Genomic DNA, 23,784 nt, shown 5'->3' with positions numbered 1-23,784 from the left:
GGGACGTCAACGGCCTGAGGGACTTCTCCACAGTGCCAAGCGTTGCTCAGCACTCCACGACATTGACAGCAAGACCGCCGAGGCTGGTTTCCTTGTACTTCTCGTTCATGTCGAGGCCGGTCTGGCGCATGGTCTCGATCGCCGCGTCGAGAGGCACGAAATGGACGCCGTCGCCCTTGATCGCCAGCGACGCGGCCGTCACCGCCTTGACCGCGCCGAGCGCATTGCGCTCGATGCACGGCACTTGCACCAGCCCGCCGACCGGATCGCAGGTCATGCCGAGATGGTGTTCGAGCGCGATTTCGGCGGCATTCTCGACCTGCTCGGGCGTGCCGCCCATGACGGCACACAGGCCGGCCGCCGCCATCGCCGAGGCGGACCCGACCTCGCCCTGGCAGCCGACCTCGGCGCCCGAGATCGACGCATTGGTCTTGATGATGCCGCCGACGGCGGCAGCCGTCAGCAGGAAGTCACGGATGCTCGGTTGGTCGGCCTCGGGATGGAAATGCAGCCAGTAGCGCAGCACCGCCGGCAGCGTGCCGGCCGCACCGTTGGTCGGCGCGGTTACGACGCGGCCGCCGGCGGCATTCTCCTCGTTGACCGCCATGGCGTAGATCGACAGCCAGTCATTGGCGAGCAGCGGATTTGGCCGGTTCTGCTGCCACTGTTCCTGCAGCTTGTCGTGCAACTGCCGGGCCCGACGCCGCACCTTCAACCCGCCCGGCATGATGCCGTCCTGCGACAGGCCACGATCGATGCAGCTCTTCATCGCACCCCAGATGGCGTCGAGGCCGGCGTCGAGGTCCTCGCGCGACATCTGCGTTTCCTCGTTGACGCGCTTCATCTCGGCGATGGAAAGCCCGCTCTTGGCCGCCATCTTGAGCATCTCGACCGCGTTCTTGAAGGGATAAGGCACTTTCTTGCCTTCTGATGTCACCGACCCCTTGGCCTTCACGCGCTGCAGCACTTCTTCCGACACCACGAAGCCGCCGCCGATCGAATAGTAGATGCGCTTGAGCAGCAGGCGTCCGCCGGCGTCATAGGCATGGAACGCCATGCCGTTGGCATGGCCGGTAAGCGGTGTCTTGCGGTCGAGCACCAGATCGGTTGCCGGATCGAAATGGTAGGACGGGTGACCTGGCGGTGAAATCATCTTGTCGGCGGTGATGCGGCTGATGATGTCGTCGGCCTGGTCCGGATCGACTGTTTGCGGGGTCTGGCCGGCAAGGCCAAGGATGACGGCGCGGTCGCTGCCATGGCCGATGCCGGTATAGGCGAGCGAGCCATGCAGGCTGGCGCCGATGCGGGCAACCTTGGCGCCGGCGGGGCGCGGCCAGTCGTCTCCGGCGACCTCGTCGAGAAACCGCCGCGCGGCCGTCATCGGCCCCATCGTGTGCGAGCTCGAGGGGCCAATGCCGATCTTGAACAGGTCGAAAACCGAAAGGAACACGCTGTCTCCTGGAGTCGCGTCGAGGACTCTACATATAGGAATTCCCAGGAATGTTTCCGCTCTTTTGACGGGCGCGGCGCAGCACCTGCCGACCTTGTTTGCTCCGGCAGCGACATTGCCGCCGATCACGGGAGCCGGCATCGAAGCAACCACGCTGGATGTGATAAATTCAGCCCATGGGCGATTCCTTCTATCTTTCGATGGCTGATCTCGGGGCGCTGGCCTTCTTCCTGATCGCGTGGCTCCTGCATACGCTCGCCTCGGACGGCAAGCTGGTCAGCCGCATGTCGCTGACGACGGCGATGAATGCACAGCGCGAAGCCTGGATGCGCACCATGGCCGAGCGCGAAATCCGCATCGTCGACACCGCCATCATGAGCGGCCTGCAGCAGGGAACCGCCTTCTTCGCGTCGAGTTCGCTGATCGCGCTCGGCGGCTGTTTTGCCTTGCTCGGTGCGTCCGACCGGGTGCTGGAAGTGCTGAGCAACCTGCCGCTCGGCGGCGCGCCATCGCGCCCGGCCTTTCAGATCAAGGTGCTGGGGCTGGTGCTGATCCTCGCCTTCTCCTTCTTCAAATTCGGCTGGGCCTACCGGCTGTTCAACTATTGCTCGATCCTGATCGGCGCCGTGCCGATCCCGCATGGCGAAGCCTCGCGCAATCCGGTCACGGAAACCGCGGTGTGGCGCGCGGCGCAGATGAACATGCTGGCCGGCAAGCATTTCAACTCGGGCCTGCGCGGCGTGTTCTTCTCGATCGGCTATCTCGGCTGGTTCGTTGACCCAGTGGTGTTCGTGCTGTCGACGCTTCTGCTGCTGGCCGTGCTGGTGCGGCGCCAGTTCTTCTCGGCGGCGCGACGCGCCGTCATCGGTCAGCCGCCCGGCCCCGGAAAGGGCTGATCGATGCGGCCGGAAAGCCAATAGGCAAAAAGCCCGATCCATTCGCGGAGCGCTATGGTGGTGTTCTGCACGGAATCAATCGCATTGTCGCGAAACAAGCCGACACCTTCCTTGCCGGAGGTGTGATAGTCGACCGGCCATGGAACGGTTGGAAAACCAGCCTTGTCGAACAGTGCCTTGGCCCGTGGCATGTGGAAGGCGGAGGTCACCAGCAGCCAGGTCTCGCCCGGCTTCGGCTCGACAAGTTTGCGGCTGAAGACAGCATTTTCGTAGGTGTTGCGGGACTTGTCTTCCAGGACAAGACGATCGGCCGATACACCGAGCGGAACGAGCAGGCGGGACGCGGTGTCGGCGTCCCCCTCGGCGTCGATGAAAAACGCGCCGTGACCGCCTGATACAACCACCTTGGCCTGTGGGAAGCGCCGGGCGAGGATTGCGGTCTCGACCATGCGATCGCCGCTGCTGCTCAATTCATAGCCGCCACGCGCGAGGTTAATGGCGCCCTCGAAGCCGCCGCCGAGCACGACGATGCCGTCGACCTTTTGCGGCAGCGGCGGCCGTGGAAAGCGCTCCTCGAGCGGGTTCAGCATCATCGCGCCAAGCGACGTCCAGGTCGAGAGCGCCAGGATTAGAAACGCCAGGACACTGCCGGTGAAGGCCAGCCGCCGCCGGCCGATCAGCCCGGCAATCAATCCCGCCAGAAGCAGGAAGATCGTCAGGTTGAGCGGCTGGATGAAGAACCAGAAGACCTTGGAAAGATAGAAGAACATCGCTCACCCCTTCAGATGATCGATACCCTTACCACCACTTCTCAGGCTGAAATGTGCCGGCCGCCTGCTCGATGACGGCAGCGGTCTGGAAAAGCGTCTCTTCCTCGAACGGCCGGCCGATGAGCTGCAGGCCAAGCGGCAACCCCTTGGGGTCGAGGCCGGCAGGCACGGCGATGCCCGGCAGGCCGGCCATGTTCACAGTGACGGTGAAAATGTCGTTGAGGTACATTTTCACCGGATCGGCCGCCATGTCCTCGTCGGCGATGCCGAAGGCGGCGGACGGCGTCGCCGGGGTCAGGATGACGTCGACGCCGGCAGCGAAGACATTTTCGAAGTCGCGCTTGATCAAATTACGGACCTTCTGCGCCTGCAGGTAGTAGGCGTCGTAATAGCCGGCCGACAGCACATAGGTACCGATCATGATGCGGCGCTTGACCTCGCGGCCGAAACCGGCGGCGCGGGTCTTCTCATACATCTCGACAATGTCCTTGCCTGGCACGCGCAGGCCGTAGCGGACGCCGTCATAGCGCGCCAGGTTGGACGACGCCTCGGCGGGCGCCACGATGTAATAGGCCGGCAGTGCGTATTTCGTATGCGGCAGGGAAATGTCGACGATCTCGGCGCCGGCATCCCGCAGCCAGGCAATGCCCTTCTGCCACAGCGCCTCGATCTCTTCGGGCATGCCGTCGACGCGGTATTCCTTGGGAATGCCGACCTTCATGCCTTTGATCGGCTTGCCGATGGCCGCCTCATAGTCCGGCACCGGGCGGTCGACGGAGGTGGTGTCCTTCGGATCGACCGAGGCCATCGACCTGAGCAGGATCGCGGCGTCGCGCACGTCGCGCGCGATCGGACCGGCCTGGTCGAGCGACGAGGCGAAGGCGACGATGCCCCAGCGCGAGCAGCGGCCATAGGTCGGCTTGATGCCGACGGTGCCGGTGAAGGCCGCCGGCTGGCGGATCGAGCCGCCCGTATCGGTCGCCGTCGCGCCGGCGCACAGGAACGCCGAGACGGCGGTTGCCGAGCCGCCGGAAGAACCGCCCGGCACCAGCTGCGCGTTGTCCAGGCTGCGCTGGGTTTTCGTGCCGCCGGCCGAGACGAAACCGCCGTCGCCCTGATGCGTCGTCGGCATCACCACTGTGTCGAGGCGCGAACGCCGCCACGGGTTGATGACCGGGCCGTAATACGACGTCTCGTTGGACGAGCCCATGGCGAACTCGTCCATGTTGAGCTTGCCGAGCATGACCGCGCCATCCGCCCACAGATTGGCGGTGACAGTCGATTCGTAGAGTGGCTTGAAGCCGTCGAGCACGTGGCTGCAGGCCTGGGTGTGGACACCTTCGGTGCCGAACAGGTCCTTGATCCCCAGCGGAATGCCTTCCAGCGCACCGCCCTCGCCCTTGACCAGCCTGGCGTCGGACGCCTTGGCCATGTCACGCGCCCTGTCGCCAGTCACCGCGACATAGGCATTGAGCGCCGGATTGGCGCGATCGATGGCCGAGAGATAGGCCTCGGTGATCTCGGTCGCGGTGATTTCCTTGCCGCGCAGCTTGGCGCGGGCCTGTGAAATCGTCAGTCTGGTCAGGTCGCTCATCAAAGGCTCTTTTCGTAAAACACCGACCACTTGGAATCGGGATAATCCAGCACCGGGCCGCAGCGCAAAAACCCGGCACGTTCGTAGACGGTCCAAGCGGCGGGATGACGGTCGCCCGTCTCCAGCACCAGCCGCTTCAGCCCTTCCTGACGCGCCAGCGCCTCGACGCGCTCAACGATGCTGGCGCCGATTTTCTGGCCGCGATGCGAAGGCCGCGTATACATGCGCTTGACCTCGCCAATGGCGCCGCCATGGCGCTTCAGCGCACCACAACCGATGGCGATGCCATTGTCGCGGGCGATGAAAACGGTCGTGTCCTGACCGGCCATCTGCTCCACTGTCAGATGATAGCAGTGCTCCGGCGGCGTCAATTCGAGCAAGGTCTCGTTGAGTTCCTTGACCAGGCCGCGCATATCGTCCTGCAACGGTGTCTCGATGGCGATCTCGATTGCCATCGGCGCCCTACTCCACGACCTTCGGCACGAGGAAGAAATTCTCTTCGGTCGCCGGCGCATTGGCGACGATGTCGGCCGCCTTGTTGCCGTCGGTGACGACGTCCTGGCGCTTCTTCATCTCCATCGGCGTCACCGAGGTCATCGGCCCGACGCCGGAGACATCGACCTCGTTCAGTTGCTCGACGAAGCCCAGTATGGCGTTCAGTTCGCCGGTCATGCGTTCTGCATCTTCTTCGCTCACCGCGATGCGGGCGAGACGCGCGACGCGCTTCACAGTCTGAAGATCAACGGACATAGATTTTGCCTCGGGGAAAACCAGTCCGGGCTATAGCGGCGCCGCGCGCGCGGCGCAACATGCATCATGCGAGAGACCAGGCCGTGGTGGCGCCCTGGCTCACGGCCATCGGTCCAAGGACAAGTCTATGGCAAGGCGACGCCCTCGCACAGATAATAGCTGCCGCTGTTGCCGCTCGCTTCGCTTTCGTCATCGATCGGCCGGACCGATACGAGATCGATCTGCGTCGGGCTGATCCGCGTCACCGACAGGACATCGGGAAAGACATAGCCTGGCTCCTGGCAGATGGCCGTCACCGCCCAGCTCGGCGAGCGTGTCGCCTTGCTGACCTGCACGAATTCGCAATTGTATTCAACGCCCTGCAGGCCATGCACGGAAAGCACGATGTTGCCGGCATCGATCAGCCTCTGCAGCGTGTCCTTCCTGGCCTGCGTGCAAAGCTCCTCGGACTGCAGATAGACGCCTTCGATGAAGTCATCCGCGGCGAGCGCGGGCGATGCCGCGACAAACATCGACACACAAAGAGATCGCCCCAACGCCATGGATTTGTTCCGCTTTGGCTGTTTCTAGCTCGTAATCGTTTCACCGATTTTCGGCAACGCGACCTTCACACCGGACCCTTCGAGGCCGGCCTCGAATTTCTCGGGCGTCGGATCGATCATCGGAAACGTGCCGAAATGGCAAGGGACGACCGTGTCGAACTTGAAGAAGCGCCGGCAGGCAAGTGCCGCCACCGCGCCGCCCATGGTGAAACGATCGCCGATCGGCACGATGCCGATCTTCGGCTCATGCAATTCGTTGATCAGCGCCATGTCGGAAAAGATGTCGGTATCGCCCATATGGTATAGCGTCGGGTCGTCCGGGAAATGCAGGACCAGCCCGCCCGGATTGCCGAGATAGACGTTCTTGCCGCCTTCTTCGCCAAACGAGGAAGAGTGCAGCGCCTGGACGAAAGTGGTGGTGAAGCCGCCGCAATCGACCGTGCCGCCGATATTGCCGGGATTGATCTTGCTGCCGTCGGCGCCCTTGCCGACCAGATACATGCAGATCTCGAAATTGGCGACCAGCTGCGCGCCGCTCTTGCCGAGCACTTCCAGCGCGCCGCTGATATGATCGCTGTGTCCATGCGTCAGCAGAACATGCGTGATCCCTTCGGCCGGCCCTTCCCAGCCGCCCGTCCAGGACGGGTTGCCGATCAGAAAGGGGTCGATGAGGATCTTGGCGTCGTCGGTTTCGATACGGAAGGCCGAATGGCCGTACCAGGTGAGTTTCATGAAATGCATTCCTCGATTATTGCCGGGCCAGAGGATAAAACGCCGATGACCTCGATATCAAAGGGTATAGTGTCCGCCGCGCATCCGGAAGGACGCACGCTGCTGAAAAAGACAAGGGAAAACCGTTGGCTATCATCACGATTGAGCAATTGCCGGCATGGCTCGCCGACGGCAGGACGCTGGCGGGGCTCGATCTCGGCGACAAGACGATCGGCGTCGCGGTTTCCGACCGGGGATTCGCCTTCGCTCACCCGCGCCCGGTCATCATGCGGAAGAAATTCTCGCTCGATGCCGCCGTGCTTCTGGCATTGCTGAAGAAGGAGAATGTCGGCGCGGTGGCGATCGGGCTGCCGATCAACATGGACGGGTCGGAAGGTCCGCGCGCGCAAAAATCGCGCGCCTTCGTGCGCAACATGGCGCAGCTGAGCGACCTGCCCTTTGTGTTCTGGGATGAACGGCTGTCGACGGTGGCGGCCGAGAGGACGTTGATCGAAATGGATTTCTCGCGCGCCAAACGTGCCGGCAAGATCGATTCGGCGGCCGCGGCCTTTATTCTGCAGGGAGTCTTGGACCGACTTCAGTCGCTCGATTCAGGCGATCGAACGGAATTGGGCGGTCAAGCGGAACCGGGCCCGAACGACGACGCCTGACCCAATCCAGAATTTCGCGGCGACGGCGAAAAGCCCATATCGCCATCAGCAGAAATCCGTCGAAGATACAGGCCTTTCCCACCATTCCCGGGATGATCGCGGGATCGATGCCGAGCATCTGGCCATAAAGCTGGAACACGAAATCATGCAGCTGCCGGGTCAGCATCACATAGCCGAAATTCATGTCGTTGAGCGACAGGTAGAACCAGCCCCAGAACAGCGCCATCGGGGCCGCCCACAATGCGAAGATATAGCGCATCAGCGGCCTCCCTTCCCGTTCGGCCCGGTCCGGCCCGATATCAGGGAAAGCAGCGAATTGTGGGCCGCTGCCTTCGCCATGCTGTGCGCCGTGGCGCGAAAATCGGCGTCATCCGACGCGGCCGCGGAGCGCCGCTCGGCGAGCATCGCGACATAGGAAGCCAGAAGTGCCGCCAATTGCACCGCGACGACCATGAACAGCCCGTTGATGCCTTGCGCGGCGCCACCGATCAGGATCATCGACAGGACGCCGGACGCGGAAATGAAGGCGATGCGAACGACGCTGTCGGCGCCCGGGCTGGCCGCATCGTTGATCAGCGTATCGACAAAGGCCCAGAAGAACAGCACCGCCACGACCAGCAAGGCGATCGCCAGCGGCGCGACCACGACGACGTTCTGCAGATCGACGAACCGGGCGCTCTCGACGGTCACACCGAGCACGCCGAGGGCCGCCGCCACGCCACGGTTTCCATCTATGCAGATCAGCGCCAGCAGGGCGAAGACAATCGCCCAGTGCACAGACAGAAAGGAGGTCAGTACGTGTCGCATCGTGGTCCCTGCTTCGGCAGGAATGACAGTGGGCTTTGCCGCCCGCCGCCGCAATGGAAACCATTTGTTAAGGTTAACGGCGATCCACAGGACGCACTCACGATGTCCTCGGATGCGTTGAACCGATCGAAAAATCGAGCGGTGCGCCGCTCTCGGCTCAGTTCACCGGCGGATAGAGCGTGTCGATGATCATGCGCGCGTCGTGGCGCGAATCGATCATGCCGTAGGTGTTGCGCCACTGGCCGGCCAGGCGGGTCTCGACGAAGGCATCGGCAATCCGCCCTGCCCCCAGCCGGCGCAGCTCCGCCGCCGCGGCCGACAACGCCAGCTGTTCGGTCAGCAGGCGCGCCGAGCCCTCGTCGGTCGAAGCCACCTGCATCGCCGCCTTCAACACGCCGATCGTGCCGCGCCCCCCGGCGCCGAGGTCGCGGTCGATGCCGGCCAGCACCTCATCGAACAGGCCGGGCGCGCGCCCGAGCACGCGCAGCACATCGAGCGCCATGACATTGCCCGACCCTTCCCAGATCGCGTTGACAGGCGCTTCGCGGTAATAACGAGCGAGCGGCGCCTCCTCGACATAGCCATTGCCACCGAGACACTCCATCGCCTCGTAAAGCAGCGGCGGCGCGATCTTGCACACCCAGTATTTGACCACCGGCGTCATGGCGCGGGCAAATGCCGCCTCGCCGCGATCGCTCGCCGCTTCGTCGAAGGAGCGCGCCAGCCGGAACGACAGCGCGGTTGCGGCGGCGACATCCAGCGCCATGTCGGCCAGCACGCGCTGCATCAGCGGCTGTTCGATCAAGGTCGAGCCGAACACCTGGCGATGGCGAGCATGATGAACCGCTTCCGCCAGTCCTGCCCGCATGATCGCCGAGGACGCCACCGCGCAGTCGAGCCGAGTCAAGGTCACCATGTCCATGATCGTCTTCACGCCGGCACCTGGCTCGCCGACCATCTCGCCGATGGCGTTGACGAATTCGACCTCGGAAGACGCGTTGGAGCGGTTGCCGAGCTTGTCCTTCAGCCGCTGGAAGCGGAAGCCGTTGCCCGACCCGTCGCCGAGCACGCGCGGCACGAGGAAGCACGACAATCCTTCCGGCGCCTGCGCCAGCACCAGGAAGGCGTCCGACATCGGCGCCGACATGAACCATTTGTGTCCGGTCAGGCGATAGAAGCCGCTGCCGGCGCGCTCGGCCCTCGTCACATTGGCGCGCACATCCGTGCCGCCCTGTTTTTCGGTCATGCCCATGCCGAGCGTCAGCCCGGTCTTCTCGACCGGCGGCTTCTGGCTCTGGTCGTATTTGCGCGTCGTCACGCGCGGCGCCCATTCGCGAAACAGCTTTGGGCTGGCCATCAACGCCGCCAGCGAGGCGCTGGTCATGGTGATGGGGCAGAGATGCCCGGTCTCAAGTTCGGCGGTCAGGTAGAAACGGGCGGCGCGCACCTGATGGCGGCGGCCGATCTCGGCGTCGCCATTTTCCCAGACCGAGGAATGCAACCCGTTCGCCACCGAGCGGCGCATCAAGGCGTGGTAGGCGGGGTGGAACTCGACGAGGTCGATGCGACGTCCCTGGCGGTCATGGGTCCTGAGCTTCGGCGTCTCGACATTGGCCAGGCGCGCCAGCTCCTGCGCCTCCTGCGTCAGGACGAAACGGCCGAGACCGTCGAGGTCCTTGCGCACCGGGTCGGAAAAGCGCTCGGCAAGCTGGATCAGCAACGGATCGCCTCGCCAGGCGTTGCCACCCGTCAGCGGCGGCGGCTGGTTCGTCACGTCGTCGGTCACAATTCGTCCCTATCGTCGGAAAGCCACGAATCCGGGGCCATCGGCTAGATATAGCCAAGCGTTGCCGCGTGCGCGACGAAAATACCGGGGAGAAAGGCGCCAATCCAAAGCTGGTGCTTGCGGGCGCAAAATCCGCACCCTATAGCAGCGCCTTGAGATGACCGACGCTTCGTCCCTGCCACTCTACCCTCACCGCCATCTTCTGGGCATCAGCGACCTTTCGCCCGCCGACATCGAGCTGTTGCTCGACCGGGCGGATCGGGCCGTCGCGATTTCGCGGCAATCCGAGAAGAAGACCTCGACGCTGCGCGGCCGCACCCAGATCAACCTCTTCTACGAGGCCTCGACCCGAACCCAGTCCTCTTTCGAGCTGGCCGGAAAGCGGCTCGGCGCCGATGTCATGAACATGTCGGTGGCAAGTTCTTCCGTGAAGAAGGGCGAAACGCTCATCGACACGGCGATGACGCTGAACGCCATGCGGCCCGATATATTGATCATCCGCCATCAGTCGGCGGGCGCTGCCGCCCTGCTGGCGCAGAAAGTCGGCTGCTCGGTGGTCAATGCCGGCGACGGCGCGCATGAACACCCGACCCAGGCGCTGCTCGACGCACTGACCATCCGCCGCGCCAAGGGGCCGCTGTCGAAATTGATCGTGGCGATCTGCGGCGACATCCTGCATTCGCGCGTGGCGCGCTCCAACATCATGCTGCTCAACGCGCTTGGCGCGCAGGTACGGGTGGTGGCGCCTTCGACGCTGCTGCCGTCCGGCATCGAGAAGATGGGCGTCATCGTCACGCGCTCGATGGCCGAAGGCCTCAAGGACGCCGACGTGGTGATGATGCTGCGCCTGCAGCGCGAGCGCATGGAGGGCGCCTTCGTGCCTTCGGTGCGCGAATATTTCCGCTATTTCGGCCTCGACGCCGAAAAGCTGAAGGCCGCCAAGGACGACGCGCTGGTGATGCATCCCGGCCCGATGAACCGCGGCGTCGAAATCGCCTCGGAAATAGCCGACGGCCCGCAAAGCGTGATCCAGGAGCAGGTGGAGATGGGCGTCGCCGTGCGCATGGCGGTGATGGAAGCGCTGCTCGACCCGCGTCGTAATCAAGAGGGCCGCAACCAGGAGGGTCGCGGCGCATGAGCACGACAGTCTTTGAACGCGCCCGTATCGTCGACCCCTCGCGCGGCATCGACGAAGTCGGCTCAGTCATCGTCGAGGGCCGCAAGATCGTTGCCGCCGGCAAGGCGGCGTTGAACCAGGGCGCGCCCGATGGCGCCGCGACCATCGATTGCGCCGGCAAGGCGATCATTCCCGGCCTAATCGATGGCCGCGTCTTTATCGGAGAGCCGGGCGGCGAGCATCGCGAAACCATCGCTTCGGCAAGCGTCGCCGCGGCCGCCGGCGGCGTCACCTCCGTCGTCATGATGCCTGACACTGATCCGGTCATCGACAATGTCGCGCTGGTCGAGTTCGTGCTGCGCACCGCCAAGGACACGGCGATCGTCAACGTCTTCCCGGCGGCGGCGATCACCAAGGGCCTCGACGGCCGCGAGATGACCGAATTCGGCCTGCTGCGCGAGGCCGGCGCCGTCGCCTTCACCGATGGCCGCCACACCATCGCCAGTTCGCTGGTGATGCGCCGGGCGCTCACCTATGCCCGCGATTTCGGCGCCACCATCGTGCACGAAACGCAGGATGCCGACCTCGGTTCGTCAGGCGTGATGAATGAAGGCCTGTACGCGAGCTGGCTCGGCCTTTCCGGCATTCCGCGTGAAGCCGAATCGATCCCGCTCGAGCGCGACCTGGCTTTGGCGCGGCTGACGCGCGGCTCCTACCACGCGGCAAAAATCTCGACGGCCATGGCGGCAAACGCCGTGACCCGCGCCAAAGCCGATGGTGCGGCGGTGACATCCGGCGTGTCGATCCACAACCTGTCGCTCAATGAAAACGATGTCGGTGAGTACCGCACCTTCTTCCGCCTGACACCGCCATTGCGCGCCGAGGAAGACCGGCTGGCGATGATCGAGGCGGTCAGGGATGGCACGGTCGACATCATCGTCTCCTCGCACGATCCGCAGGATGTCGACACCAAGCGCCTGCCCTTCGCCGATGCCGCGGCCGGCGCCATCGGGCTGGAGACGCTGCTGGGCGCCGCCTTGCGGCTCTACCACAATGGCGATGTGCCGCTGCTGCGGCTGGTCGAAACGCTGTCCACCGCGCCGGCCAGGCTGTTCGGACTGCCCGGCGGCACGCTGAAGCCGGGCTCAGTCGCCGACCTCGCGATCGTCGATCTCGATGAACCCTGGATCGTCAGTGAAAGCGGCATTCGCTCGCGCTCGAAAAACACCTGCTTCGAAGGCGCGCGGCTGCAAGGCAAGGTCTTGCAAACACTGGTCGCGGGCCGCACAGTGTTCTCGGCATAGACCGGCAACGGGCGTCGCGCCTGACCGGGCTGAGCTGGGGGAAATGCGGGGGAAACAATGACTTACGGCCTGATCCTGGCGCTGGTATTCGGCTACCTCTTGGGCTCGATTCCCTTCGGGCTGCTGCTGACGCGCGCCGCCGGCCTCGGTGATGTGCGCAAGATCGGCTCCGGCAATATCGGCGCCACCAACGTCCTGCGCACCGGCAATAAGGGCCTGGCCGCCGCGACCTTGCTGCTCGATGCGCTGAAGGGCACCGCCGCCGTGCTGATCGCAGGCCATTTCGCACCGGAAACGGCGGTCTGGGCCGGCCTCGGCGCCTTTCTCGGTCATCTCTTCCCGGTCTGGCTTGGCTTCAAGGGCGGCAAGGGCGTCGCGACCTATCTCGGCGTGCTGATCGGCCTTGCCTGGCAGGTGGCGCTGATCTTCGCCGTCATCTGGCTGGCGATGGCATTCCTGTTCCGCTACTCGTCGCTCGCGGCGCTGACGGCAGCCGTCGTCGTGCCGATAGCCCTCTACTTCCTGAGTGCGCCGCAGATTGCCGTTTTGTTCGTGGTGATGAGCATCATCGTCTTCATCAAGCACAGGGCGAACATTTCGCGGCTGCTTGCCGGCGCCGAGGGCAAGATCGGAGCCAAGGGGTGAGCGAGCGCGCCACCGCGGTGAGCGAGCCGGCCACCGGGCCGCGCCTCAGCGACCGGCAGCGGCTGAGCTGGCTGCGGCTGATCCGCACCCAGAATGTCGGCCCCGCCTCCTTTCGCGATCTGATCAACCGTTTCGGATCCGCCGAAGTGGCGCTGGAAATCCTGCCGGAACTGATGATTTCGGGCGGCGCCAGCCGGATCGCCCGCATTCCGTCGGTCGCCGAAGCCGAGGCCGAACTCGAGGCAGCCCGCCGGGATGGCGCGCGCTTTGTCGGCATCGGCGAGCCCGACTATCCCCCGCTGCTGAGAAGCATGGATAATCCCCCACCTCTTTTGGCGGTCAAGGGTAATGCCGCCGTGTTCCGGCTGCCTGGCGTCGCCATCGTGGGCGCCCGCAATGCATCGCTGGCCGGCATCAAGATGGCGCGCATGCTGGCGGCCGCCCTTGGCGGCGACGGCTACGGCATCGTCTCGGGGCTGGCACGCGGTATCGACACGGCGGCGCATCAGGGCAGCCTGCAAACCGGCACGGTCGCTGTGCTGGCCGGAGGCCTCGACCTGCCCTACCCGCCCGAAAATGCCGGCCTGTGCGCGGAAATTGCCGAGCGCGGCGCCATCATCTCCGAAATGCCGTTCGGCTGGCAGCCGCGTGCCCAGGATTTCCCACGCCGCAACCGTCTTGTCGCGGGTGCTGTCCTCGGGCTGGTGGTGGTCGAGGCCGCCCAGCGTTCGGGCTCGCTGATCAGCGCCAGGCTTGCCGGCGAAATGGGCCGGCTGGTTTTTGCCGTGCCGGGCTCTCCGCTCGATCCACGCGCCGCCGGCACCAACGGTCTGCTCAAGGACGGCGCCACGCTGGTCACCGAGGCATCGGACGTTTCGAGGGCGATCGCGCCGCTGACCGGCATGCGGGCGCCTGCTGTGCCACCGTTCGAGGACCCGCCCGACTTTTCGGCCACACCGCCACCCGGCGAGAGCGACCGCGCCAAGGTCAATGAGGCGCTAGGCCCGACACCGGTGCCAGTCGACGAGATCATCCGCCACACTGGCCTTCACCCGGCCCAGGTCTTCATGGTGCTTTTGGAACTCGACCTCGCCGGCCGGCTCGAACGCCATGCCGGCGGCAATGTTTCGCTGATTTTCGGGGATGGCTGAGCGCAGCCGTCAATGACGGCTGGGCTGCTTCTCCCCAGTCTTGGCGTAATCCGGCGTGTTGGCTCCAAACAAATCGTTTTCGACAGCCTTGCGCCAGACTGCGTCCGCATCTTCGGGACGCAGCGGCTCAGCTGCCGCCTGGCGATCTCGGCTGTTCGTCTTGGATTGCCGCCGGAGCCAAGCGGGCATGATTTCCTGGATGAGGCTGGTCAGTTGGGTCATTGCAACTTCCTTCCATGCGCGTGAACCGGCAACGACTTAGGGGGCAGTCCGGTTCATTTGGACGTTGCGGCAAGCGTCGCCGCTTTCGCGGTCTCGCTTCTGCTCATCTCGTCCAGCCAGGCCAGGGCCGCGTCCACCCCAGCCAGCCCAAAAAGCGCCGCTGTCGATCCCTGCGGCTTTATGCGAACCGAAATGCCGTCCCATTCGTTGACGGTCTCGAACCCGTTCTCGTCGGACGTATCGTCGCCCAGGAACACCGGGCGTCGTCCCCTGAAGGCCGGAATTTGCAGGAAGCGCCGGATGGCCGCTCCCTTCGCCGCCTCCAGCGGCATCAGCTCCACACCGGCATTTCCGGCCAGGACCCGATATCCCGCAGGCAATCTGTCCAGTGCCTGTTCGACGAGTTGTGTCGCGCGTTGCAGCAGGTGCGGTGCCGCCCGCGTATGAATGGCCAGGATGGGTCCCTTGCGCTCGATATAGACATCCGCATTGTCCAGTTCCGTCGCGATTTCGTTGGCAAGGGCTGCAATATCAGCCGGTTCGCCGGCCGCCTCGACCGGACCATCGCGCGCCAGCCTGTGCTCCAGGCCATAAAGCCCGGCAGCGCGCAATCTGAGGGGCTGGAAGAGATGATCGACGGCGGCGATCGACCGTCCGGTGATGAACGCCAGTGCTCCGTCCAGTTGCGCTTCGAGCCGCACCAGCAGGGTGCGCAATTCGTCACCGACAACCACCGCATCGGGATGCGCGGCATGTTCGAGAAGCGTGCCATCGATATCGAGGAACAGGCTCCATGGCCCTTGCGGAACGACAGGCACGGCGAGGTTTGGCGAGATCGACATCATAGCGCCGCCACCCGCCTGCGATCGAGCAGCGATATGACGTTGCCTGGGGCCGCTGGAGCGGCGCTGACGGCACGATCGACCGCGTCGCGCTTGCGCAAGCGCGCGGCATCGAGAAGCATGCTGCCCGCCCACCGGTACACATTGTTGTCGCGCACGATCTCGCGCATGCGTCGCATGCGCTGGCTTTGCTCTTCCTGCGACATGGTCAAGGCCTGCAGCAAGGCATCGCCCATCATGGCCGCGTCATAGGGATTGACGATCAGTGCGTCCAGAAGCTCCTTGGAGGCGCCGGCGAACATGCTGAGCAGCAGCACGCCCTGTTCGTCCTCACGCGCCGCGACAAACTCCTTGGCGACCAGGTTCATGCCGTCATGCAGGCTGGTGACCATGCAAACGTCGGCGGCACGATAGATTTCGTAGACCTGCTGCTGCGAGTGATGTTCGGTTATCATCAGGACGGGCGTGTAGCCTTCGCGACCATAGCGCCGGTTGAGATCCTCGGCATGGCTCAGGCACTCCTCGTAGAGTTGCTGATAGGCAGGCAAGGTGCCGCGGCTGGGCGCAGCGATCTGCAGGAACGCCACCTTGCCGATCCATTCGGGATGAAGCGTCAGCAGCTCATCGAGGGCATTGAAGCGATCGAGGATGCCCTTGGTGTAGTCGAGACGTTCAACGCCCACGCACAGCTTGACATTTTCGGCCAGGCCGAATTTCTCGCGAACCTGCCGGCGGCTTTGCGCCACGTCAGGCAGTTCGCCCAGTTGCGCCGGCGGCCATTCGATCGAGATCGGATAGGCATGGACCAGGCTGATCTGGCCGCCATAGGAAATGGCCGAATCCTCGCGCTCGATCCTGCTTTCCAGGAAACGGTCGACGCTGTCGATGAAGTTGTTGCAATGGAACTGGGTGTGGAAACCGACGATCGAACTGCCGAGCAGGCCGTCGAGAATCTTCTCGCGCCATGGGCAAATGCTGAATACCTCGGAATTCGGCCACGGAATATGCCAGAAGGTGATGATGATCGCCTCGGGCAGCCGCTCACGGATCATTCGCGGCAGCAGCGCGAAATGATAATCCTGGACCAGAACGATCGGCCGCTCGTTGCGGGCCTCCGCGACAACGGTGTCGGCGAATTTGCGGTTGACCGCCTCGTAGGCCTCCCAATCCGAGGCGCGGAATATCGGCCGGGTGAAAGCGATATGGCACAGCGGCCAGAGGCCTTCATTGGCAAAGCCGAGATAATAGCCTTGCTGTTCTTCCTCGCTCAGCCAGACACGGCGCAGCGTGTAGGAAGGGTTGTCCGGCGGCACCTCGATCCGATCGTTCTTGTCGACCACCAGCTTGTCGGCCGAACCGCCGCCATAGGCGATCCACGTGCCCGCACAGGCGCGTGTGATCGGCTCCAGTGCCGAGACGAGCCCGCTCGCGGGTACGACCAGCTGGATGTCGTCGCCCTCGCGGTTGTGGATATACGGTTCACGGTTTGAGACGACGATCACCTGGGCATCGGGAAGTTCGGTGGCCAGGATGTGACGCAGCGTTTCGGGCGACCACTGCACCAGTGCCGCGGCCGCCGACTGCCCGTTCTTCTCGAATTCCGGCAATGGGCCGCGAGCTGGGTCAACCTCCACAGCGGCCAGCCTGCTGCCCTTGCGCGCCCGCAACACCATCGTCACCAGCACAATGGCCAGGACGCAGACAGCCGCAACAACGAAGAGCCACAATGTGAAAACGGGAACGACTAGATACGAACTGTTGTCGGGCATTGAAATCGATTACCTTTCAATGGGATACCGCAGCGGCTTTATGGGCTGGAGTTTCGGCACCCCATGGCGTGGTGGTCCAACGCTCACGGTGCAGGATGGTTCCGATTTTTCAGCTCCTGACCACGAGCGGCACCAGCCCCTCATGCGGTTCGGCAAGGAAGGCGCCGACGCGATCCCCGACGCGCTGGAACGTCAGATCCACCGCCGCCTGCCCTACCGAAAGATGGCGGATGACGAGGTTGTCGATGCCGATCGGCAGGCGCGGCCGGGTCACATGGATTTCGCCTGTCCAGCCGTCGATCTGCAGGCCGAGGCACGATTGCATGAGCATGAAGGCGGAGCCGGCGGACCAGGCTTGCGGCAGGCAAGCCACCGGATAGGCGATCGGTGCTTCGCCGGCCGCGCGCGTGAAGCCGCAAAACAGTTCCGGCAACCGCATGTTGAAATGGACAGCGGATTCGAAGGTGCCGCTCATCAGCCGCACGACGCTGTCGCGGATACCGTACCGCGCCAGCCCGGCAGCACAGATCGCTGTATCGTGCGGCCAGATGGAGCCGTTGTGGTAGGACATCGGGTTGAAGAAGATCGCGTCGTCCGCCAGCGTCCGCAGCCCCCAGCCGGAATGAAACGAGGCCGACAGCAGCTGATCGGCGACCATGCGCGCGCGATCCGGACCGGGAAGGCCGACATAGAGCAGGTGACCGGCATTGGACGTGCGCACCTTGCAAGGTTGACCATCGCCGTCCAGCGCCAGCGCATAGTAGCCGAGGTCTTCCATCCAGAAATGGCGCTCGACTTCTTGGCGAATGGTGTCGGCGCGTATTTCCCAGCTCTCGGCGCGTTCCGCCTCGCCACGCAGCCGTGCCAGCTTCGCCAACCCCTGGAACGCCGCGAAGACGTAGCCCTGCACCTCGACCAGCGCGATCGGCCCCTTCGGAATGCGGCCATCGGCGTGAAAGACGGAATCGAAACTGTCCTTCCATCCCTGGTTGGCAAGGCCGGATTCCGCGGCGCGCTGGTAGGTGAGGAACCCCGTCGAACGGCTCGCCGTTTCGATCCATTCGGCCGCGGCGCAAAGCGATGGCCATAGCGTATCGATGAAGGCCGTATCCCCCGTGCGGTCCGCATAGGCGCAGGCAAGGTGGATATAGAGCGGCGTCGTGTCGACACCGCCATAATAGCGGCCGAACGGCAGTTCGCTTAGCGCCACCATCTCGCCCTTGCGGGTCTCGTGCATGATCTTGCCGGGTTCGGAATCGCTGAAAGGCGATGTCTCGGTCGCCTGGTGTTGAGCGAGAAACGCCAGGACGCCGCGCGCCAGACCGGGATTGAGCCAAAGCATCTGCAAGGCCGAGATCACGCCGTCCCGGCCGAAGGCGGTCGAGAACCAGGGAATGCCGGCATAGGGATAGGGCCCGGTCGCCAATTCCGTGGTGAGCAGCGCGACATCGGCGCGCGCGCGCTCCATCCAGTCGTTGAAGACGCGGCCGGAACTATGCAGCGTCGCGCCATGCCGGCGCTTGGCGCGCATGCCGAAGCGAGCGCGGGCGGCAGCCGCGCGAAACCGGCGGCTTTCGGGGCGATCGTCTGTCGCGTTGCCCACTTCCACATAAAGCGTCTGGCTGCTGCGCTTGGTGACGGCGATGACGAAATCGGCGCGCTCGGAAGTCAGTTGATCGGGCGTCTGTGAGAATGAAATCGCCGATGTCCGCACGACCTTGTCCAGGCCTTCGTAGCGAAGCACGACCGCGTTCCCCGTGATCTCGGCCTTATGGGCGGTTCCACGTTTCGATCGGGTCGAGCCGCGGACCTCGAACATGTCGCGGAAATCGGCGGCAAAACGCAGCGACAGCAGGATCGTAGAATGCTCGCGGCTGTAGTTGGACAGCGTTATGCGCTCATAAAGCCTTTCCTCCCACAACAGCCGGACGCGCTCGATATGCATAGCGCCTTGCGGAATCTGGCGGCCAGCGGCGCTCTCTATCGGCAGATTGGTGAGGTTGGTGGTGAAGAGCACGTTGTCCTGGCTGAGCGACGCGCCCAGCAACGACGTCGACCGCCCGCCGACGGTGAGGCGAAATTCGGAAAGCACGCGCGTGTCGTCGCGAAAAAACCCGTCGCCGACACCGCGTATATCGCCATAGGCATCGGCAACGGCAAAGCAATCGCCATGCTTGAGGGCGAACAGCCGATGCGGCTCCCTCGGCGCGGTTTCGTCCAGAGAAGCCAGAGCTATGGCAGGATCAAGCTTGCGCTCGTCGAGTTGGGTGATGGTCAACAGGATTGTCCCCGTGCTGGGTTTTTCGGACGGGTGAAGGCCTACGACGCTCTGCTTTGCTCATGGCCGTTGCGCAGCAGGGAATAAGCCTCGACGTAGTCCCTGGCCATTCTGTCGGCTGAAAACCGCCTTTCGAACACCGCCCTTATGCGCCGCCTGTCGAGCTGCAGGAGAGCCGGCATCGTGGCGACCGCATCCTCGATGGTTTCGACGACGAAGCCTGTAACCCCATAGTCGACGATTTCGGGCATGGCGCCGCAACTCCAGGCCATGACTGGGGTTCCACAGGCCATGGCTTCGATCACGGCAAGGCCGAAGGGTTCGGGCCAATCGATCGGAAACAGCAGGGCGGCTGCATTGCCAAGAAACCTGCTCTTCTGGTCCTCGCCGATTTCGCCGACATATTCGACCCGGTCGCCATCGATCATCGGTTGAACGACTTCCTCGAAATAGGCGCGGTCGCCATCGCCGATCTTGGCTGCTAGCTTGAGTTTCAGGCCGGTGCGGCGGGCGATGTCGATCGCCCGGTCCGGCCGCTTGTCGCGCGACATCCTGCCGAGAAAGGCAAGATAACCGCCATCCGAGCCTGCCTCGAAATCGGGTTCGTAGAGATCGACGGGCAGGCCGTGATGGATCGTGGCAAGCCAGTTGGCGGACGCAAACCTCGCCCGTTGGCTGCGCGATATGGAAACCATCGGGAAGCGCGGGAACCGGTCATAGGCCTGCGCGAGATCCGCGTAATCCAGCCTGCCATGCGGCGTCGTCACCGTGCGCTGCGGCATATCGCGGAAAAATGGGAAATGCAGGAAATGGCTGAGGTGGAAATGAATGACGTCAAAATCGTCGGCGCGTTTCCTCACCTCGTCGAGCATCGACAGATGCGCCGCGATCTCGGACTTCAGCGGGCGTGGATCAAGACGAAGCGCCCGCTCGCGGCAGGGCACGAGTTTGGCGGAAGTCTTCGTGTCGCCGCTGGCGAACAGCGTCACCTCGTGGCCGAGGTCGACGAGGGCTTCGGTCAGGTAGGAAATGATGCGCTCTGTGCCGCCGTAGAGCCTTGGCGGAACGGATTCGTACAGCGGCGCCACATGAGCGATCTTCATGGCCCGGCCTTCCCTCAATGCGCTGGTCATGGAACGAAATGCTTCAGCCGCAGGATCGTTCCGGCCCTTTGGCGGGTGCGACGAAATGGATCGAAGGACGTTTGATGTCCGATCAAGCCGCCCTATTTCTTTTTGGCTGCCGAATTTGTACGCACGGCAGCCTAGGGAGGCTCCGGTGGAACCCAAGGATGTGCAGGAACCCAGGGGCATTGCAGCCCGCCGCCTGAGCATGATCATCGAACAATATGTCGAGGCCAGAAAACGGCGTTATGACTTCGTATCGACGGATCAGGCCGCCAGGGTGATCCGCAAGATCCTGAAACCCGCGGACCCAGCCCTCTCCGACCGCAAGCTCGACGATATGGTCGCCGCCCTCGCCGTCAAGAACGGCCTGGCTGTCGTCTTCGATCGCGGCGTCCGAGGACCGGCCGACGCCGCCGAAGCCGACCTGAGCAGAAAGGAACCGACCATGCGAGCACCAACGGAGATTCCCGATGTTGCCGGCGCGGTGGACGCCATTCTGGCCACCCAGACCGCCCCGCTTTCCCAAGACACCCCGCTTTCCCAAATTACTTCGCTTTCCCAAATTGCTCCGCTTTCAATGAGCGCGGTGATCTCGCTGCTGCGCGAACGGACCGGCACCAAGCGATCGGACGCGGATCTGGAAGGCCTGATCGCCAAGAAGGCCGCCGTCCTGGACGTGCATCTGTCGCGAAACAGCTGAACGGTCGATCGCCACTGCTGCGGAGTCCTGCGAGCGAGACGAACGTCCTCGCTCGCGACATTCGGTTGCAGCGGAAAGCCACGGATCGACCCCACAACGCCGTCGAATGAAACAAATCCTGTGTCCGGCCTTTCCCATGATCGGCACATACTGTAATTGCCCGCAGGTTAAGGCTGCCGCGCTTCAACTGGGGCTGAACTGGCCTCAACCGGAACGTTATCCGATCTAATTTTTTACCTACAAGAACGTGTGTTTCGTCCAATGGCCGATAATTTTGGTTCGACGTCGGAACGCTCGTCGACGGACTACTTGGCTTTCCTTGACGGGCTCCGGGCCATCGCGATCCTGTCAGTCGTGTTCTACCATCTGTATGGCGACCGCCTCCCCAATGGTTTTTTAGGGGTTGATGTTTTCTTCGTAATTTCTGGTTTCGTCGTCAGCTATACGGTGTCGAGGCGCTACCGGGGCCAGTCCGCTTTTCATTTTGTCTTGGAATTCTATGCGCGCCGATTCACAAGAATCATGCCGGCGCTGTTGGTGTGCTTACTGTTTAGTGCGCTCGCCACCTTTCTGTTTGTTCCGGACGCTTGGCTCAGCACATCAATCAGCAAAACCGCCTCTTCCGCCTTTGTCGGCCTCAGCAATATCTTCCTGGCCAAGGGAACCGACTATTTTTCACCCGTGACCGAATTCAACCCATTCACCCACACGTGGTCTCTTGGGGTTGAGGAACAATTCTACGTCGTTTTCCCGCTGCTGTTTTTCCCTTGGGTAATAGGACCGCGCGGGAAGAGATTCTCCACGCTTGTTTATGGTGCGCTCGCCGTCGTGTCGGTGGCGATATGGCTTCATCTACTGGCTGCGAATCCGCTTCAGGCCTTCTATATGCCCTATGCCCGCTTTTGGCAGTTGGCATGCGGCATATTGTGCTTTCAGCTTGTCAGCCGGATAGGGGAACGGACGGGCTTCGAAAGGCATTGCAATCTTGCAGCCACGATCGCGCTGATCGGACTCGTGGCAACGTTCGCGCTCGACTTTGGCAAGGCCTACGATGGGCTTGAGAACATCGCTGCCGTTGCCTGCACCACTGTCTTGATCGGATGCCTCTACTATCTGGGAAGCGACCGTGCGCCACACTTTGCGGTGTTGGAAATAAAGCCGGTCAGATTCGTCGGATGGATCTCTTATTCTCTCTACCTGTGGCATTGGCCAATCTTGGTGATCGCAAGATGGACGATAGGCACCGAAACCACCGCCACAAAATTAACAGCGTTGCTGGCGGCCGTGGCGTTCAGCCTCGCTTCGTATTTCTGGATCGAAACACCGACGCGTCGATTGCGGCTTCTGAGAACCGCCCCCGACATAGCCGTTGTCGCCCTCTTTCTGGCTGTCATCGCTGCTGCATTTTTCGGCTTCAAACTGATGCACGACAATCGATATGAAATCGCCTTGAGCACGGTCATGAGGAATAGAGGCGAATGGTACGCGACCTCACCAGACACCTCTCCCCAGTCTCCTGGTTGCGCCGTCGTCACGGAAACTGTGGAAGAAGCGCAGTTCTTCACCAAAGGCGGGTGCCCGGGCGAAGGGCGTAGCGAGACCTTGTTCGTGCTGGGCGACTCTCACGCGGGAGCCTACATTCCTCTCCTGAAGCGCTTCACGCTCGAAACCGGTATCCGAACAGTGGTGGTGTCGACCGCTGGTTGCCCGTTTGTCAGCTTGGATCTTCGCCACGACACTGAGCCGACGTGCGCTCATGCCACGGCTGCCAGTGCAGCCTACATAGCCAAGATTGCCAAGCCTCGCGACCTGCTGTTCCTGCCCTCGCTCCGGCTGACCAGACTTAGCCTTCAATGGGCTGCTGGCCCCGACAGCAGCCTGCAGAGCAGCGAGCAGCAGACGGAACAAGCCGTCAAGAACGCTATCGATCAACTTACCCCCCTCTCCAAGGCGGGACTGTCGATTGTTTTCGAGGGCCCAAAGCCAATCTTCAGGGCCCCGGCCTTTCGATGCAGTGATTGGTTCAATTCAATGAATCCGTCCTGTGCCAACGGATTCGACATCGATCGAAAGCTGATAGAAAATCTTCGATCACCAATTTTGAAGGGCTACGCTGAGATATCAGCGGCTCTGCCGAACATTCACGTCTGGGACCCTTTGCCTACGCTCTGCCCGCAAGTTACATGTTCGGCATTCAGGAACGGACACCCGTTGTTCTTCGACGGCGATCATGTCACGGCCTATGCCAATTCGCTTCTGGTGGAGGACTTCGTGTCAGAGATCGAGTCCACAATCTCTAAAGACCAAACAGCACGCGTTAGGATGTGAACCACGTGCCGGCCGGCTTGGCGCCCATGGTGAGAATTTTTCAACCTGCCCGCCAACATTTTCGGGAAAGCCCGGACCGTCGAGAAAGCCAGCGTCTCACCGGGTCCAGCCATGGGATCGGGCCTGTCGACCAGCTTCAATGACACGCCGATGTTTTCGAGCACCATCGCTCTCATGACGTGTTCCATATTGCGCCGGAAAAACAAATCCCGTGACTGCCCAGCCTATTCCGCCGTGGCGCGGCCAAACCCACAAGGCCGGCGATCCCGGCAGGCTTTCGAAAACTGCGGCAGTCGCAGGTTCCGGCCGGGCGGCTGCCTGGTT

General features: G+C 63.1%; 23 protein-coding genes. 8 read left to right on the top strand and 15 right to left on the bottom strand.

Annotation, left to right across the window (positions count from 1 at the left end):
- Window positions 1-46: 46 nt before the first annotated feature.
- Window positions 47-1,450 (bottom strand): L-serine ammonia-lyase, encoded by a 1,404-nt coding sequence (locus D3242_RS24975; protein ID WP_064985526.1) that lies wholly within the window; start codon window positions 1,448-1,450, stop codon window positions 47-49.
- Window positions 1,451-1,626: 176 nt separating this feature from the next.
- On the opposite strand from D3242_RS24975, the gene D3242_RS24970 reads away from it, so the two are divergent.
- The gene (locus tag D3242_RS24970; RefSeq protein ID WP_019858224.1) at window positions 1,627-2,346 is read left to right on the top strand and encodes a DUF599 domain-containing protein; all 720 of its coding nucleotides are present in this window, start codon (window positions 1,627-1,629) and stop codon (window positions 2,344-2,346) included.
- Here the strand turns inward: D3242_RS24970 and D3242_RS24965 are convergent.
- The 6 genes from D3242_RS24965 to D3242_RS24940 form a co-directional block, all read right to left on the bottom strand.
- A complete protein-coding gene (locus tag D3242_RS24965; protein WP_019858225.1) occupies window positions 2,319-3,116 on the bottom strand; it encodes a YdcF family protein in 798 nt (265 codons plus the stop codon). The two genes, D3242_RS24970 and D3242_RS24965, sit on opposite strands and share 28 nt — an antisense overlap.
- Window positions 3,117-3,144: 28 nt before the next feature.
- Complete coding sequence (locus tag D3242_RS24960; protein WP_019858227.1) at window positions 3,145-4,710, bottom strand: amidase; 1,566 nt, start codon at window positions 4,708-4,710, stop codon at window positions 3,145-3,147.
- Window positions 4,710-5,165 carry a GNAT family N-acetyltransferase gene (locus D3242_RS24955; RefSeq protein WP_064985528.1) on the bottom strand — a complete coding sequence of 152 codons (456 nt, stop codon included), beginning with the start codon at window positions 5,163-5,165 and terminating at the stop codon, window positions 4,710-4,712. Before D3242_RS24955 ends, D3242_RS24960 begins: the two co-directional genes overlap by 1 nt.
- 7 nt (window positions 5,166-5,172) lie before the next feature.
- Window positions 5,173-5,460, bottom strand: coding sequence for an Asp-tRNA(Asn)/Glu-tRNA(Gln) amidotransferase subunit GatC (gatC, locus tag D3242_RS24950; protein ID WP_019858229.1), 288 nt, complete (start codon window positions 5,458-5,460; stop codon window positions 5,173-5,175).
- Between the two features lie 125 nt (window positions 5,461-5,585).
- On the bottom strand, window positions 5,586-6,002 hold the full coding sequence (locus D3242_RS24945; RefSeq protein ID WP_027046856.1) for a hypothetical protein: 417 nt from the start codon (window positions 6,000-6,002) through the stop codon (window positions 5,586-5,588).
- A 24-nt stretch (window positions 6,003-6,026) separates the two neighbouring features.
- On the bottom strand, window positions 6,027-6,734 hold the full coding sequence (locus D3242_RS24940) for a metal-dependent hydrolase (protein ID WP_064985727.1): 708 nt from the start codon (window positions 6,732-6,734) through the stop codon (window positions 6,027-6,029).
- 125 nt (window positions 6,735-6,859) lie between these two features.
- On the opposite strand from D3242_RS24940, the gene ruvX reads away from it, so the two are divergent.
- Entirely contained in the window at window positions 6,860-7,384 is a 525-nt protein-coding gene (gene ruvX / locus D3242_RS24935) for a Holliday junction resolvase RuvX (RefSeq protein ID WP_051112828.1), read from the top strand.
- Here ruvX and D3242_RS24930 read toward each other — a convergent pair.
- From D3242_RS24930 to D3242_RS24920, 3 genes are all read right to left on the bottom strand, one after another.
- A complete protein-coding gene (locus D3242_RS24930; RefSeq protein WP_081296196.1) occupies window positions 7,284-7,643 on the bottom strand; it encodes a DUF6105 family protein in 360 nt (119 codons plus the stop codon). The two genes, ruvX and D3242_RS24930, sit on opposite strands and share 101 nt — an antisense overlap.
- Window positions 7,643-8,191: a hypothetical protein gene (locus tag D3242_RS24925; RefSeq protein WP_064985529.1), complete on the bottom strand. Its 549-nt coding sequence runs from the start codon at window positions 8,189-8,191 to the stop codon at window positions 7,643-7,645. Before D3242_RS24925 ends, D3242_RS24930 begins: the two co-directional genes overlap by 1 nt.
- A gap of 157 nt (window positions 8,192-8,348) precedes the next feature.
- Entirely contained in the window at window positions 8,349-9,977 is a 1,629-nt protein-coding gene (locus tag D3242_RS24920; RefSeq protein WP_038646902.1) for a DNA alkylation response protein, read from the bottom strand.
- 157 nt (window positions 9,978-10,134) lie between these two features.
- On the opposite strand from D3242_RS24920, the gene D3242_RS24915 reads away from it, so the two are divergent.
- Genes D3242_RS24915 through dprA form a run of 4 tightly spaced genes read left to right on the top strand, consistent with a single transcriptional unit; the run spans window position 10,135 to window position 14,194 of the window.
- Window positions 10,135-11,115, top strand: a complete 981-nt coding sequence (locus D3242_RS24915) for an aspartate carbamoyltransferase catalytic subunit (protein ID WP_019858236.1) — start codon at window positions 10,135-10,137, stop codon at window positions 11,113-11,115.
- A complete protein-coding gene (locus D3242_RS24910) occupies window positions 11,112-12,398 on the top strand; it encodes a dihydroorotase (RefSeq protein WP_064985531.1) in 1,287 nt (428 codons plus the stop codon). The genes D3242_RS24915 and D3242_RS24910 overlap by 4 nt, the downstream gene beginning before the upstream one ends.
- 57 nt (window positions 12,399-12,455) lie before the next feature.
- Window positions 12,456-13,043: a glycerol-3-phosphate 1-O-acyltransferase PlsY gene (gene plsY, locus D3242_RS24905; RefSeq protein ID WP_064985533.1), complete on the top strand. Its 588-nt coding sequence runs from the start codon at window positions 12,456-12,458 to the stop codon at window positions 13,041-13,043.
- A 17-nt stretch (window positions 13,044-13,060) separates the two neighbouring features.
- Window positions 13,061-14,194, top strand: coding sequence for a DNA-processing protein DprA (gene dprA, locus D3242_RS24900; protein ID WP_064985729.1), 1,134 nt, complete (start codon window positions 13,061-13,063; stop codon window positions 14,192-14,194).
- Between the two features lie 9 nt (window positions 14,195-14,203).
- Here the strand turns inward: dprA and D3242_RS24895 are convergent, their stop codons facing one another.
- From D3242_RS24895 to D3242_RS24875, 5 genes are all read right to left on the bottom strand, one after another.
- On the bottom strand, window positions 14,204-14,416 hold the full coding sequence (locus tag D3242_RS24895) for a hypothetical protein (protein ID WP_038646910.1): 213 nt from the start codon (window positions 14,414-14,416) through the stop codon (window positions 14,204-14,206).
- A 53-nt stretch (window positions 14,417-14,469) separates the two neighbouring features.
- A complete protein-coding gene (gene otsB / locus D3242_RS24890) occupies window positions 14,470-15,261 on the bottom strand; it encodes a trehalose-phosphatase (protein WP_038646912.1) in 792 nt (263 codons plus the stop codon).
- The gene (locus D3242_RS24885; protein ID WP_064985535.1) at window positions 15,258-17,027 is read right to left on the bottom strand and encodes an alpha,alpha-trehalose-phosphate synthase (UDP-forming); all 1,770 of its coding nucleotides are present in this window, start codon (window positions 17,025-17,027) and stop codon (window positions 15,258-15,260) included. The genes otsB and D3242_RS24885 overlap by 4 nt, the downstream gene beginning before the upstream one ends.
- A gap of 109 nt (window positions 17,028-17,136) precedes the next feature.
- Window positions 17,137-19,299, bottom strand: coding sequence for an amylo-alpha-1,6-glucosidase (locus D3242_RS24880; protein WP_064985730.1), 2,163 nt, complete (start codon window positions 19,297-19,299; stop codon window positions 17,137-17,139).
- 47 nt (window positions 19,300-19,346) lie between these two features.
- A complete protein-coding gene (locus tag D3242_RS24875) occupies window positions 19,347-20,408 on the bottom strand; it encodes a glycosyltransferase family 4 protein (protein WP_019858244.1) in 1,062 nt (353 codons plus the stop codon).
- Between the two features lie 175 nt (window positions 20,409-20,583).
- Between D3242_RS24875 and D3242_RS24870 the strand changes: the two genes are divergently transcribed.
- Window positions 20,584-21,132, top strand: coding sequence for a hypothetical protein (locus D3242_RS24870; protein ID WP_223217733.1), 549 nt, complete (start codon window positions 20,584-20,586; stop codon window positions 21,130-21,132).
- Between the two features lie 261 nt (window positions 21,133-21,393).
- Window positions 21,394-23,460, top strand: a complete 2,067-nt coding sequence (locus D3242_RS24865) for an acyltransferase family protein (RefSeq protein ID WP_064985536.1) — start codon at window positions 21,394-21,396, stop codon at window positions 23,458-23,460.
- Window positions 23,461-23,784: the final 324 nt, after the last annotated feature.

It is taken from the genome of Mesorhizobium jarvisii (genome assembly GCF_003601985.1).
Classification (GTDB): domain Bacteria; phylum Pseudomonadota; class Alphaproteobacteria; order Rhizobiales; family Rhizobiaceae; genus Mesorhizobium; species Mesorhizobium jarvisii.
The sequence above is the reverse complement of the archived record's forward strand: the minus strand, read 5'-3'. Positions and strand labels throughout refer to the sequence as shown.

Coding starts and splice junctions, on each gene's coding strand:
- D3242_RS24970 (WP_019858224.1), top strand. CDS start 1,627: ATGGGCGATTCCTTCTATCTTTCGATGGCTGATCTCGGGGCGCTGGCC.
- D3242_RS24965 (WP_019858225.1), bottom strand. CDS start 3,116: ATGTTCTTCTATCTTTCCAAGGTCTTCTGGTTCTTCATCCAGCCGCTC.
- D3242_RS24960 (WP_019858227.1), bottom strand. CDS start 4,710: ATGAGCGACCTGACCAGACTGACGATTTCACAGGCCCGCGCCAAGCTG.
- D3242_RS24955 (WP_064985528.1), bottom strand. CDS start 5,165: ATGGCAATCGAGATCGCCATCGAGACACCGTTGCAGGACGATATGCGC.
- gatC (WP_019858229.1), bottom strand. CDS start 5,460: ATGTCCGTTGATCTTCAGACTGTGAAGCGCGTCGCGCGTCTCGCCCGC.
- D3242_RS24945 (WP_027046856.1), bottom strand. CDS start 6,002: ATGGCGTTGGGGCGATCTCTTTGTGTGTCGATGTTTGTCGCGGCATCG.
- D3242_RS24940 (WP_064985727.1), bottom strand. CDS start 6,734: ATGAAACTCACCTGGTACGGCCATTCGGCCTTCCGTATCGAAACCGAC.
- D3242_RS24930 (WP_081296196.1), bottom strand. CDS start 7,643: ATGCGCTATATCTTCGCATTGTGGGCGGCCCCGATGGCGCTGTTCTGG.
- D3242_RS24925 (WP_064985529.1), bottom strand. CDS start 8,191: ATGCGACACGTACTGACCTCCTTTCTGTCTGTGCACTGGGCGATTGTC.
- D3242_RS24915 (WP_019858236.1), top strand. CDS start 10,135: ATGACCGACGCTTCGTCCCTGCCACTCTACCCTCACCGCCATCTTCTG.
- D3242_RS24910 (WP_064985531.1), top strand. CDS start 11,112: ATGAGCACGACAGTCTTTGAACGCGCCCGTATCGTCGACCCCTCGCGC.
- plsY (WP_064985533.1), top strand. CDS start 12,456: ATGACTTACGGCCTGATCCTGGCGCTGGTATTCGGCTACCTCTTGGGC.
- D3242_RS24895 (WP_038646910.1), bottom strand. CDS start 14,416: ATGACCCAACTGACCAGCCTCATCCAGGAAATCATGCCCGCTTGGCTC.
- otsB (WP_038646912.1), bottom strand. CDS start 15,261: ATGATGTCGATCTCGCCAAACCTCGCCGTGCCTGTCGTTCCGCAAGGG.
- D3242_RS24885 (WP_064985535.1), bottom strand. CDS start 17,027: ATGCCCGACAACAGTTCGTATCTAGTCGTTCCCGTTTTCACATTGTGG.
- D3242_RS24875 (WP_019858244.1), bottom strand. CDS start 20,408: ATGAAGATCGCTCATGTGGCGCCGCTGTACGAATCCGTTCCGCCAAGG.
- D3242_RS24865 (WP_064985536.1), top strand. CDS start 21,394: ATGGCCGATAATTTTGGTTCGACGTCGGAACGCTCGTCGACGGACTAC.